Genomic DNA, 11,759 nt, shown 5'->3' on the forward strand with positions numbered 1-11,759 from the left:
CCTCCCCGGGGGAGCCGGGTCGGAACCCACCGGGGGAGCGGATAGCGTAGAGGCCATGAGCGGTGGTAAAGAGCAGCAGGCCGCACGGCCGCGATGGACGCAGACGTGGCTCGGCGGGGCGCGCGCGGCGGGCGCCGACCTCGGCCGTCCCGGCGAGCGCCTCGGGCTGCCGGAGAGCGGGAGCGGCGCCGTCGCCTCCTACGGCCGCCGGCTGCTCGCGCTGTTCATCGACTGGGCGCTGTCGACGCTGGTCGCGAGCGGGCTGGCCGCCGCCCTCGACTGGTCGGCGCCGCGGCGCAGCCTGTGGACGCTGGTGATCTTCGGGGTCCAGGCGTGGCTGCTCACCGCGACGATCGGCACCACGATCGGCAAGCGGCTGTGCGGCATCCGGGTCGTGCGGCTGGACGGCCGGCCCGTCGGGTTCCTCATGGGGTTCGCCCGGTCGCTCCTGCTGGTCCTCGTCGTCCCGGCGCTGATCTGGGACCGCGACTACCGCGGCATGCACGACCGCGCGTCCAACACCGCCGTCGTCAACATCTGACCCGGAAACGGGAAAGCGCCCCCGAAGGGGCGCTCATCCGGCGGCGCGATCACCGCATCTTGGGCTTGGGGCCCTTCGGCATCTTCGCGCCCTTCGGCATCGGGCCCTTCGGCATCTGCATGGACCGGGGCAGCGCCTGGAGCCGGTCGTTCAGCTCCCCGACCTGCGCCTTGGTGAGGTTGCGGGGCAGCTTCATCAGGTGCCGCTGCAGCTTGCCGACGGCGATCTGGTCCTCGTCGTCGCCGACCTGCACGTCGTAGATCGGCACCTGCTGCGCGGCGCGGGAGATCCGCCTCTTCTCCGCGCCCAGCAGCTGCCCGACCCGGTTGCGCGGGCCCTCGGAGACGAGGATGACGCCGGGACGGCCCACGACGCGGTGCACCATGTCGAGGTTGCGGTTGCCGCTGACCGCCTCGGTGACCGTCCAGTCACCGCGCATGTTCTTCAGCACCGCGGCGGCCGCGCCGGGCTGCCCGGCGATGACCTTGTACTGCGCGCGCTGCGCCAGCTGACCGAAAACGATCAAGCCGACGGCCGCGCCGGCGAGGACGCCCAGCGGGACGAAGAACCACAGCCGGCCGATCACCAGCCCGATCAGGATGACGACGATCAGGGTGCCGATCGCCGACGCGGCGACGATCGGAAGGGCCTTCGGGTCGGCCTGGCGGAGCACCTGGGCGACCATGCGGATCTGCTTGAGGCGGCCCGGACGCTCCTGGCTCCCGTCCGCGGGCGTTTTCGACATGAACCCAAGGATAGTCGGCCGGGGACCCCGGCCCGACACCGTCCTCGCACGGTACGCCGGATCAGCCCTGCCGCGCCTCGATCGCCTGCTTGTAGAGGCGCCCGGCGCGGTAGCTGGAGCGGACGAGCGGCCCGGACATGACGCCCGCGAAGCCGATCTCCTCGGCCTCGGCGTTCAGCTCGACGAACTCCTCGGGCTTCACCCACCGCTCCACCGGGTGGTGGCGGGGGCTCGGCCGCAGGTACTGGGTGATGGTGATCAGCTCGCAGCCCGCCTCGTGCAGGTCGCGCAGCGCCGCGGAGACCTCCTCGCGGGTCTCGCCCATGCCGAGGATCAGGTTCGACTTGGTGACCAGGCCGTCCTCGCGCGCCCTGGTGATCACCTCGAGGGACCGCTCGTAGCGGAACCCGGGCCGGATCCGCTTGAAGATCCGCGGGACGGTCTCGACGTTGTGCGCCAGGACCTCGGGACGGGACGAGAAGACCTCGGCGAGCTGCTCGGGGACGGCGTTGAAGTCCGGGATCAGCAGCTCGACGCCGCAGCCGGGCACGGCCGCGTGGATCTTCCGGACCGTCTCGGCGTACAGCCAGGCGCCGCCGTCCTCCAGGTCGTCGCGGGCGACGCCGGTGACGGTGGCGTACTTCAGGCCCATCGTGGCGACGGACTCGGCGACGCGGCGGGGCTCGTCCCGGTCGAACGCGGCGGGCTTGCCGGTGTCGATCTGGCAGAAGTCGCAGCGCCGGGTGCACTGGTCGCCGCCGATGAGGAAGGTGGCCTCGCGGTCCTCCCAGCATTCGAAGATGTTGGGGCAGCCCGCCTCCTGGCACACCGTGTGCAGGCCCTCGGACTTCACCAGGCCGATGAGCTCCTTGTACTGCGGGCCCATCTTCAGCCGCGTCTTGATCCACTCGGGCTTGCGCTCGATCGGGGTCTGGCTGTTGCGGGCCTCTATGCGCAGGAGCTTGCGCCCCTCAGGTGTCACCGTCGTCACCTGTTCAGGGTACGTCGCGATCAGCGGACCGGCACATCGCGCGCCTCGGGACGGGGGCTCCGGGGGAAGCCGCCACCACCGGCCCGGCACAGTTAACGCGGCAGTATCGGACGTATCTCGAACGTATGACGTTACCCCGCTCACACCGTCGATTCGCGTGTTTCGCTCCATGACCACCGGCGGTTCTCTCTAGGGTGACTCCCTGTCGTCACGCAACAGCGTTCGCATGGAGGACCGCAGTGGGTCTGGCAATGTCGTACCTCAGGGTGCCGCCGGTGCTGGAGGGTGAGCCGGATCCCACCCGGATCGCCCGGCGCGTGTTCGGCGAACGGGACTGGCGGCGCCGCGTGCCGTTCGCGCCGCTGGACATCGGCGGGACGTGGCAGGCGCTGCACTACCTCGTGACCGGCGACCCGTGGGAGGGGCGCCAGCCGGAGGCGGACGTCGTGTGCGGCGGCCGGCTGCTCACCGAGGACGGCGCCGACGAGCTGGGGATGGACGTGATCTACCTGGCGCCCGACCGGGTGAAGCCGGCCGCCGACCACCTGGCCGCGACGCCGTTCGGCGGCGTCGCGGGCCGCTTCGAGCCGGCGGTGATGGTGCAGGCCGGCGTGCAGGACGCGGGCCGGATGGACGCCGCGGCCCGCGACCGCGTCCTGAAGCCCGCCTACGAGGCGCTGGTCGCGTTCTACCGGGCCGCGGCGGACGAGGGCCACGCCGTCTACAAGGTGATGTTCCCGAACGGCTGACCGAACGGATCAGGCGTCGAGCTGCGCCCTCGTCCGGTGGAAGGTCTCCCGCGCGCCGAGCGCCTCCGCGAGGTGGCGCTCCACCAGCGGGGTCACCTCGGCGACCGGGACGTCCCGGCCGACCTCGAGGCTGAGGTTGGTGGACCCGGCGTCCCGGATGCCGCACGGCACGATCCGGTCGAACCAGCCCATGTCGTTGTCGCAGTTCAGCATGAACCCGTGCATCGCCACGCCGCGCGCCACCCGGATCCCGATCGAGCCGATCTTGCGGTCGGGGGAGCCGGGCACCCACAGCCCGCTGCGGCCCTCGACCGTGGTGGTCTCCAGGCCGAACTCGGCGCAGACCGCCATCATCATCCGCTCCAGCAGCCGCACGTAGGAGACGACGTCGGCCGGATCGGGCAGCCGGACGATCGGGTAGCCGGTGAGCTGCCCCGGGCCGTGCCAGGTGATCTTGCCGCCGCGGTCGACGTCCACGACCGGGGCGCCGGCGTCGCCGAACGGCCGGTCGAGCGCCTCGGTCCGCTTGCCCGCCGTGTACACCGGCCGGTGCTCCATCAGCAGGACGGTGTCGGGGATCAGGTCGTCCACGCGCCGGGCGTGCGTGCGCTTCTGCAGCTCCCAGCCGTCCAGGTAGGGGACGGCCGCGGTGCCGAAGCCCGCGTGGACGATCACCAGCCGGCCGGTCGCCGGCGCTTCTCCGGGGGGCGTCTCGGGTGCGGCCCCCCGCACGTCCAGATCACTCACGCCCGCCAGCCTATGCCGCCCACCGACCGCTTCCTCAGAGGGACGCCAGCCGGCGGGGCTCCAGCCGGGTCTCCTTCGCGGTGCCGGGGCCGTCCGGCTCGACCCGGTAGGCGCCCGCGTCCTGCCGGTACGACACGGCCTGGACGAACTCGGTGCCGACGTAGTGCAGGCCGACCGACTCGTCCGCCGCGTACCCGCCGGGCAGCGTGCCCTCGCCGACGAGCTGCTGCAGCAGCGGGCGGCGCTGCGGGTCGCTGTCGTAGTGCACCCCGCACGAGTACGGCAGGAAGCCCAGCCCGTCGGTGAGCGGCCGCAGCTGCGGGCCGAAGGAGTCGGTGTTGCCGCCGACGTGCCAGCACAGCGCGCCCGCGCTCTGCCCGGACAGCACCACGCCCTCCTGCCACGCCTCCCGCATGATCTCGTCCAGGCCGTGCAGCCGCCACAGCGCCAGCAGGTTCGCGACGCTGCCGCCGGACACGTAGATCAGGTCCTGGGTGAGCAGGTGCGCGCGCATGTCGGCGACGCTCGGCATCGGGAACAGCGACAGGTGGCTGACCTCGGCGTCCAGCTGGGAGAACCCGGCGTAGAAGCGCGCGACGTACTCGGCGCCGTCGCCCACCGCCGTCGTCAGGAAGCACATCCGGGGGCGGTCCTGCCCGGTCAGGTCGAGCGCGTAGCGCATCAGCGGGCTCGGTGCGATGCCCTCCCGGCCGTCCGGGACGAACGTGCCCCCGCCGATGGCGAGGATGTGCGGCTGTCCGTCGGTGCTCATTCGCCCTCCATGTCGGCAAGCTCTCTCAAAGTCACCGTATGGCCACCGAGCGGGAGCGTCCGTGACTTTAGCGAATCTTGGCCTCGGCGCGTCGGCGACGGCCCCCGGTCACAGGACGGCGGCCAGGGCGGAGTCCACGTCGGGGTGCCGGAACCGGAAGCCGGCGTGCTCCAGCCGCCGCGGCAGCACCCGCTGGCTGGCCAGCGGGACCTCGTCGGCGAAGTCGCGCAGCGCGGCCCGCAGCACCGCCTTCGGGACGGGCAGCCGCGCCGGGCGGTGCAGCGCCCGCGCCACCGCCTCGGTGTACGCGGCGTTGGTCACCGGGGCCGGGGCGGTCAGGTTCACCGGCCCCGACACCTCGTGCTCGATCAGGAACCGCAGGGCCGCGACCTCGTCGGGGAGCGAGATCCAGCTCGTCCACTGCGTCCCGTCGCCGAGCCGGCCGCCGAGCCCGAGCCGGAACAGCGGCAGCGTCCGCCCGAGGGCCCCGCCGCCGCGCGCCAGCACCACGCCGGTGCGCGGGTGGACGACCCGGACGCCCGCCTCGCGGGCCGGTGCGGCGGCCGCCTCCCAGTCCCGCACGAGCGCGGCCATGAACCCGGTGCCCACCGGGGACTTCTCGTCGGCCTCCCGGTCGCCGGTGTCGCCGTAGAACCCGATCGCGGACCCGCACACGAGCACCGGCGGGCGGCGGTCCGCCGCGGCGATCGCCTCCGCGAGCGTCCGGGTGCCGTCGAGCCGGCTGTCCCTGATCCGGCGCTTGTACGCCCTGGTCCACGGCCGGTCGCCGACGCCCGCGCCCGCCAGGTGCACGACGGCGTCCGCGCTCTCCAGCGCCGCGGCCTCGACGCACCCGTCCGCGGGGGACCAGCGCGCCTCGTCCGGTGCCGACGGCTCGCGGCGCACCAGCCGCACGACGTCGTGCCCGTCCTCCCGCAGCGCCCGCACCAGCGCCGATCCGATCAGGCCCGACGAGCCCGTCACGGTCACCCTCATGTCCCCAGCCTACGGGGACGGTGCCGGCGAACGTTGAGATTCTCATCCCGGTCCCGTGTTTCCGCCGGGCCGGGGACCGGGTTTCCCCGGGAACGCGCGGGACCCCGCCGCCCGGGCGGGCGGCGGGGTCCGGTGCGGCGTGCGGTGCAGCGGCCGCGGGCGGGTCAGAGGCCGAGGTCGGCCTCGAAGTTGCCCTCCTCCAGGCGGTGCTTGATGGTGCCGAGGAAGCGGGCGGCGTCCGCGCCGTCGATCAGCCGGTGGTCGTAGGTCAGCGCGAGGTAGACCATCGACCGCACCGCGATGACCTCGCCCAGCTCCGGGTCGTCGATGACGGCGGGGCGCTTGACGACGGCGCCGGTGCCGAGCATGCCGACCTGCGGCTGGTTGAGGATCGGGGTGTCGAACAGCGCGCCGCGGCTGCCGGTGTTGGTGAGGGTGAACGTGCCGCCGGACAGCTCGTCCGGGCTCACCTTGTTGGTGCGGGTCCGCTCGGCGAGGTCGGCGATCCGCTGCGCCAGGCCGCCCAGGTTCAGCTGCCCCGCGTTGTGCACGACCGGGACCATCAGGCCCCGCTCGGGCACGTCCACCGCGATGCCGAGGTTCTCCACGTCGTGGTAGGTGACCTCGTTGGTCTCGCTGTCGATGACCGCGTTGACCTTCGGGTGCGCCTTCAGCGCCTCGATCGTGGCGAGCGCGAAGAACGGCAGGAAGGACAGCTTGACGCCCTCGCGGGCCTCGAAGTCGGCCTTGGCCTGCCCGCGCAGCCGCGCGATCTTGGTGATGTCCACCTCGACCACAGTGGTCAGCTGCGCCGACACCTGCAGCGACTCCACCATGCGGCGGGCGATCGTCTGCCGGATGCGGGACATCTTCTCGGTGCGGCCGCGCAGCGCGAGCTGCTCGGCCGGGGCGCCCTCGGGCGCGGGGGCCGCGTGCCGGCCGGCCGGGCGGGCCGGGGCGGCGGCGGGCGCGGCGGCCGGGGCCTGCTGCGCCTGCTGCCGGGCGGCCTCCGCGGCCTGCTGCGCGGCGCGCGCGGCCTCCAGGACGTCCTGCTTGCGGATGCGGCCGCCGACGCCGGTGCCCTTCACCGCGGACAGGTCCACGTCGTGCTCGGCGGCGAGCTTGCGCACCAGCGGCGTCACGTACGGGCCCTCGCCGGCGGGAGCGGCTTCCTGCGCCGGCTGGGGGGCCTGCTGCGGGGCCTGCTGCGACGACGGGGCCGGAGCGGGGGCGGCGGGCTGCTGCGGCGCGGGCGCCGGTGCGGGCGGCGCGGCGGGCTGCTGCTGCGCGGGCGGCGGCCACGCGGCGGGCGGCGGCGCCTGCTGCTGCGGAGCCTCCTGCTGCGGCTCCGGCTGCGCCGGCGCCTGCTGCTCCTGCGCGGGGGCCTCCTGCGCGGCGGGCGCCTGGGCGGGGGCGCCGGACGGGGCGTCGCCCTCGTCCCCGATGACGGCCAGTTCGGCGCCGACCTCGACGGTCTCGTCCTCGGCGACGGTGATGCTGGTCAGGATGCCCGAGGCGGGCGAGGGGATCTCGGTGTCGACCTTGTCGGTCGACACTTCGAGAAGCGGCTCGTCGGTCTCGACGCGCTCACCCTCCTTCTTCAGCCAGCGGGTGACGGTGCCCTCGGTGACGCTCTCGCCGAGCTGGGGCATAGTGACGGAGACCGGCATGGCTCTCAGCGACTCCTTAGAGAAATACTGTGCGCGGTTGTTCAGCCGTGCACGTGCAACGGCTTGCCGGCGAGCGCGAGATGCGCCTCGCCGATCGCCTCGGACTGGGTCGGGTGGGGGTGGATCAGCTGGGCGACCTCGCTCGGGAGGGCCTCCCAGTTGTAGATGAGCTGGCCCTCGGCGATCAGCTCGCCGACGCGCGCGCCGACCATGTGCAGGCCGAGGACCGGCCCGTCCACGGCCGCGATCACCTTGACCTCGCCCTGCGTGCCCAGGATCTTGCTCTTGGGGTTGCCGGCCAGGTCGTAGGTGACCTCGTTGATCTCGTACCCGCGCTCGCGGGCCACCGCGGAGGTGATGCCCACCGAGGCGACCTCGGGATCGGAGTAGGTGATGCGCGGCACGCCGTCGTAGTCGATCGGCGCGGGGGCGAGCCCGCCGAGCCGCTCGGCGACGAGGATGCCCTCGGCGAAGCCGACGTGGGCCAGCTGCGGCGTGGCGACCAGGTCGCCGACGGCCGAGATGGTGGGGACGCTGGTGCGGCAGTACTCGTCGACCTTGACGTAGCCGCGCTCCAGCTCGACGCCGACCTCCGCGAGGCCGATGCCGTCGGAGACCGGCCCGCGGCCCACCGCCACGAGCAGCAGCTCCGCGTCGACGACCTTGCCGCCCTCCAGCGTGACGGAGATGCCGCCCTGGGTGATCTTGGCGCTCTCGTACCGGGTGCCGACCTCGAACTTGATGCCGCGCTTGCGGAACGCCCGCTCGAGCCGCTTGGAGCTGGACTCCTCCTCCAGCGGCAGCAGGTGGGGGAGGGCCTCGACGATGGTGACGTCGGCGCCGAACGAGCGCCACACGCTGGCGAACTCCACGCCGATGACGCCGCCGCCGAGGATGACCACCGAGCCGGGCACGTGCTGGAGCCGCAGCGCGTGGTCGCTGGAGATGACGCGCTCGCCGTCGATCTCCAGGCCGGGCAGCGACTTCGGCGCCGACCCGGTGCCGAGCACGATGTGCTGGCCCTCCAGCGCGCGGGTCTCGCCGGAGGGCGTGCGGACCTCGACGGTCGTCGGGCCGGTCAGCCGGCCCTCGCCGTGCACGACCTCGATGCCGCGCGACTTGATCAGCCCGGTGAGGCCCTTGACCGTCGTGGAGACGACCTTGTCCTTGTAGGCGTTCACGCCGGCGACGTCGATGCCCTCGAACACCGCGTTGACGCCGAACTTCGCCGCCTCGCGGGTCTGGTCCGCCACCTCGGCCGCGTGCAGCAGCGCCTTGGTGGGGATGCAGCCCCGGTTGAGGCACGTCCCGCCGAGCGACTCGTCCCGCTCGACGAGCGCGACCGACCTGCCGAGTTCGGCGGCGCGCAGCGCGCACGCGTAGCCACCGCTGCCGGCACCCAGGACCACGATGTCGTAGGGGCCGTTATTCGCCACTGGACGCTCCCTTTCCCGGAGACGGCGCCGCGCGGGCCGCGGCGCCCTCGGGCGGGACGGCCTGGCAACGGCCCCCACCGCCACGAGAAATCTATTGTGTCCTGCTCCGGGCGCCGCCGGGCGGCCCCCGGGGAATCCCCTCCGGCCGCTACAGGATCCCGGCCGCGAGGTCCTCGGCGATCTGCACGAGCGTGCGGGTCGCCGCCCCGGTGCCGCCCTTCGGGGTGTAGCCGTAGGGCTCGCCCTGCTGGAACGAGGGACCGGCGATGTCGAGGTGCGCCCACTTCACGCCGTCCGGCACGAACTCCTTCAGGAAGACGCCGGCGACCAGCATCCCGCCCCAGCGGTCGCCGCTGATGTTCGCCAGGTCGGCCACCGCCGAGTCGAGCCCCTTGCGCAGCTCGGCCGGCAGCGGCATGCCCCAGGAGGCCTCCCCGGCGCGCTCGGCCGCCGCCACCACCTTCTCACGGACGTCGTCGTCGTTGGCCATGACCCCGGCGGTGCGGCTGCCGAGCGCGACCAGCTGCGCGCCGGTCAGCGTCGCCACGTCCACGATCAGGTCCGGGGAGTCCTCGCCGGAGCGGACCAGCGCGTCGGCGAGCACGAGGCGGCCCTCGGCGTCGGTGTTGAGGACCTCGACGGTCTTGCCGCCGTAGATGCGCAGCACGTCGGACGGGCGCTGGGCGCTGCCGCTCGGCATGTTCTCGGCGATGGCCAGGTAGCCGACGACGTTGACCCGCGGGGCCAGCTCGGCGATGGCGGCCATCGCGCCGAGGACGGCGCCGGCGCCGCCCATGTCGGACTTCATCCAGTCCATGGAGCCGGACGGCTTCAGGGAGAGGCCGCCGGAGTCGAACGTGATGCCCTTGCCGACCAGCGCGAGCGTCTTGGACGCCTCGGGGTGGGAGTAGGCGAGCCGGACGAGGCGCGGCGGGTTCACCGAGCCCTGCCCGACGCCGGTGAGGCCGCCGTAGCCGCCGTCGACGAGCGCCTTCTCGTCGAGGACCTCGATGCCGAGGCCGCTCTCGCGGGCGACCCGCTCGGCCTCGTTGGCGAGGTCCTCGGGGGTGAGGTCGGACGGCGGGGTGTTCACCAGGTCGCGGACCAGGTTGACGGCGTCGGCCAGCACGCGGGCGCGCTCCACGGCCACGTCGGTGGCGGCGGGGGCGGCGAGGCGGATCTCGGCGACGGGGCTCTTGTGGCCGTCGCCGGTCCGGTAGGAGTCGAAGGAGTAGGCGCCGAGCAGCGCGCCGAGCGCGACCGACTCGGCCTCGGCGGCGGACGGGGCGGGCAGCGCGACCGCGACCTTCCCGGACCCGGCCAGCGCGCGGACGGCGGCGCCGGCGGCGCGGCGCAGGTCCTCGGCGGAGGGGTCCTCGCCGAGCCCGGCGGCGACGATCACCGGGGCGGTGACGGCGCCGAGCGTGGGCAGCTTGGTGATCTCGCCGGGCTTGCCGGTGGCGCCGAGGGCGCCGAGCGCCGCGGCGAGCCTCCCGTCCATGGCGCGGTCGAGGTCCTCGGCGCCGGCGGCGGGCGCGGCCCCCGCGTCCGCCGGGACGGCTCCGATCACGATGGCGTCGACGTCGAGGCCGGCCAGGTCTGCGCTGTCAAGTCCGATGCTCGTCACGTAGTCCGATGTTAGTCCTCCCGGTGACCGGTTTCGCCCTTTTGGATCAAGCATTGCCGGGCCCGGAACCTTGCCGCTGCCTGCCGCGATCGCCGTGCGGGCGCGGACGCGGGCGCGGGGCGCCGGAAGATCACCCGGCGCCCGGGCGGGGCCGGGCGCCGGACCGGCCGGCCCGCGGAGGCGGCTCGGGGACGGCTCGGGGGCGGCTCGGAGAGGGTGCGGAGGGGGCGTGGAGGCGGCGCGGCAGGTGGCGGGACGCCGGAAGCGGGGCGCGTTCGCGCAGGTCACGCGGGCGCCGCGGATTTTCGGGGTGGCGCAACGGCCTCGCTATTCACCTATTCCCACCGTTTTAGTAGGTTTATGGCCGTGACCAGGAGAGACGACACCCGCTCGGCGACCGCGCCGGCCCCGGGGACGGCGACGGCGCCGGCCCCGCCGGCCGCCGCCGAACCGCGCCGGCCGCGCGCCGACCGGGCCCGCCGGGTCGCGGACGTCCTGCGCCGCCAGGTGCTCTACGGCGACCTGCGCAGCGGCGCGCTGCCCGCCGAGGCCGAGCTCGTCCGCGAGTTCGGCGCGTCCCGCAACACCGTCCGGGAGGCCCTGGCGCTCCTGCGCGCCGAGGGCCTCATCGAGCGCTGCCCCGGCGTCGGCACGCACGCGGTCGCCGAGAAGTACCCGCACGGGCTGGAGCGGCTCCTCGGCCTCGCCGAGACGCTGCGCGAGCACGGCGAGGTCGCCAACGAGGTCCGGACGACCGGCCTGCTCACCCCGTCCCGCGAGGTGTCCTCCCGGCTGCGGCTGCCGGCCGGGGAGCAGGTCGTCTACATCGAGCGGATCCGGCGGCTGGACGGGCTGCCGCTCTCCCTCGACCTCACCTACGTCCCGCGCGACCTCGGCGAGCCGCTGCTGGCCGAGGACCTGGTCCGCAACGACATCTTCGTCCTGCTCGAACGCATCGCCGGCCGGCCGCTCGGCCGGGCCGAGGTGACGCTGGAGGCGGTCAACGCCGACCCGCACTCCGCCGCCACCCTGGACGCCCCGCGCGGTGCCGCCCTGCTGATGCTCGAACGCCTCACCCACCTGTCGGACGGGCGCCCCGTGGACCTGGAGTTCATCCGATTCCGCGGCGACCGCATCACGATGAGCGGCTCCATGAGCCGCGCCTGAGCCCTTCCGTCCGTCCGGCCGAAGCCGCGCAGCGCCGCGCGGCGGGTCCCGCATGCCCGCACACCACCACTGGAGAACCCATGTCCCTCGTGGAGAACCGCGCCGACGTCCCCGTGACGGTGGACGAGGCGCTCTGCATCGACGGCTGCACGCTGTGCATCGACGTCTGCCCGCTGGACGCCCTCGCGGTCCACCCGGAGACCGGCAAGGCGTACATGCACGTGGACGAGTGCTGGTACTGCGGGCCGTGCGCCGACCGCTGCCCGACCGGGGCCGTGACCATCGACATGCCGTACCTGCTGCGCTGAGGACCCGACC

Annotated in this window: 12 protein-coding genes; 4 read left to right on the forward strand and 8 right to left on the reverse strand. The window is 73.9% G+C overall.

The features are described 5' to 3' along the window. Positions 1-55: 55 nt before the first annotated feature. Positions 56-541, forward strand: coding sequence for an RDD family protein (locus J4557_RS28830; RefSeq protein ID WP_208269897.1), 486 nt, complete (start codon positions 56-58; stop codon positions 539-541). Between the two features lie 49 nt (positions 542-590). Here J4557_RS28830 and J4557_RS28835 read toward each other — a convergent pair whose 3' ends face one another. Continuing rightward, on the reverse strand, positions 591-1,286 hold the full coding sequence (locus J4557_RS28835) for a DUF4191 domain-containing protein (RefSeq protein WP_208269898.1): 696 nt from the start codon (positions 1,284-1,286) through the stop codon (positions 591-593). Positions 1,287-1,347: 61 nt separating this feature from the next. Beyond that, positions 1,348-2,277: a lipoyl synthase gene (gene lipA / locus J4557_RS28840; protein ID WP_208269899.1), complete on the reverse strand. Its 930-nt coding sequence runs from the start codon at positions 2,275-2,277 to the stop codon at positions 1,348-1,350. A 251-nt stretch (positions 2,278-2,528) separates the two neighbouring features. Between lipA and J4557_RS28845 the strand changes: the two genes are divergently transcribed. Then, on the forward strand, positions 2,529-3,026 hold the full coding sequence (locus tag J4557_RS28845; RefSeq protein WP_243776505.1) for a YfbM family protein: 498 nt from the start codon (positions 2,529-2,531) through the stop codon (positions 3,024-3,026). A gap of 9 nt (positions 3,027-3,035) precedes the next feature. On the opposite strand, the gene lipB is transcribed toward J4557_RS28845, so the two are convergent. The 6 genes from lipB to J4557_RS28875 all read right to left on the reverse strand — a co-directional run bounded on the left by lipB (position 3,036) and on the right by J4557_RS28875 (position 10,328). After that, entirely contained in the window at positions 3,036-3,758 is a 723-nt protein-coding gene (gene lipB, locus J4557_RS28850; protein WP_307800279.1) for a lipoyl(octanoyl) transferase LipB, read from the reverse strand. 49 nt (positions 3,759-3,807) lie between these two features. After that, entirely contained in the window at positions 3,808-4,545 is a 738-nt protein-coding gene (locus tag J4557_RS28855; protein WP_151540528.1) for a Type 1 glutamine amidotransferase-like domain-containing protein, read from the reverse strand. A 108-nt stretch (positions 4,546-4,653) separates the two neighbouring features. After that, positions 4,654-5,541: a TIGR01777 family oxidoreductase gene (locus J4557_RS28860; protein WP_208269902.1), complete on the reverse strand. Its 888-nt coding sequence runs from the start codon at positions 5,539-5,541 to the stop codon at positions 4,654-4,656. 164 nt (positions 5,542-5,705) lie between these two features. Next, complete coding sequence (gene sucB, locus J4557_RS28865; protein WP_208269903.1) at positions 5,706-7,211, reverse strand: 2-oxoglutarate dehydrogenase, E2 component, dihydrolipoamide succinyltransferase; 1,506 nt, start codon at positions 7,209-7,211, stop codon at positions 5,706-5,708. A gap of 41 nt (positions 7,212-7,252) precedes the next feature. Next, on the reverse strand, positions 7,253-8,647 hold the full coding sequence (gene lpdA / locus J4557_RS28870; RefSeq protein ID WP_208269904.1) for a dihydrolipoyl dehydrogenase: 1,395 nt from the start codon (positions 8,645-8,647) through the stop codon (positions 7,253-7,255). 148 nt (positions 8,648-8,795) lie between these two features. Continuing rightward, complete coding sequence (locus J4557_RS28875) at positions 8,796-10,328, reverse strand: leucyl aminopeptidase (RefSeq protein ID WP_208269905.1); 1,533 nt, start codon at positions 10,326-10,328, stop codon at positions 8,796-8,798. A 312-nt stretch (positions 10,329-10,640) separates the two neighbouring features. Between J4557_RS28875 and J4557_RS28880 the strand changes: the two genes are divergently transcribed. Beyond that, positions 10,641-11,441: a GntR family transcriptional regulator gene (locus tag J4557_RS28880; protein ID WP_307800265.1), complete on the forward strand. Its 801-nt coding sequence runs from the start codon at positions 10,641-10,643 to the stop codon at positions 11,439-11,441. 80 nt (positions 11,442-11,521) lie between these two features. Next, positions 11,522-11,749: a 4Fe-4S dicluster domain-containing protein gene (locus J4557_RS28885; protein ID WP_151593689.1), complete on the forward strand. Its 228-nt coding sequence runs from the start codon at positions 11,522-11,524 to the stop codon at positions 11,747-11,749. Positions 11,750-11,759: the final 10 nt, after the last annotated feature.

Origin of the sequence: Actinomadura nitritigenes, assembly GCF_017573545.1 — a bacterium.
GTDB classification, from domain to species: domain Bacteria; phylum Actinomycetota; class Actinomycetes; order Streptosporangiales; family Streptosporangiaceae; genus Spirillospora; species Spirillospora nitritigenes.

Coding starts and splice junctions, on each gene's coding strand:
- J4557_RS28885 (WP_151593689.1), top strand. CDS start 11,522: ATGTCCCTCGTGGAGAACCGCGCCGACGTCCCCGTGACGGTGGACGAG.
- sucB (WP_208269903.1), bottom strand. CDS start 7,211: ATGCCGGTCTCCGTCACTATGCCCCAGCTCGGCGAGAGCGTCACCGAG.
- J4557_RS28830 (WP_208269897.1), top strand. CDS start 56: ATGAGCGGTGGTAAAGAGCAGCAGGCCGCACGGCCGCGATGGACGCAG.
- J4557_RS28855 (WP_151540528.1), bottom strand. CDS start 4,545: ATGAGCACCGACGGACAGCCGCACATCCTCGCCATCGGCGGGGGCACG.
- J4557_RS28860 (WP_208269902.1), bottom strand. CDS start 5,541: ATGAGGGTGACCGTGACGGGCTCGTCGGGCCTGATCGGATCGGCGCTG.
- J4557_RS28875 (WP_208269905.1), bottom strand. CDS start 10,328: ATGCTTGATCCAAAAGGGCGAAACCGGTCACCGGGAGGACTAACATCG.
- J4557_RS28835 (WP_208269898.1), bottom strand. CDS start 1,286: ATGTCGAAAACGCCCGCGGACGGGAGCCAGGAGCGTCCGGGCCGCCTC.
- J4557_RS28845 (WP_243776505.1), top strand. CDS start 2,529: ATGTCGTACCTCAGGGTGCCGCCGGTGCTGGAGGGTGAGCCGGATCCC.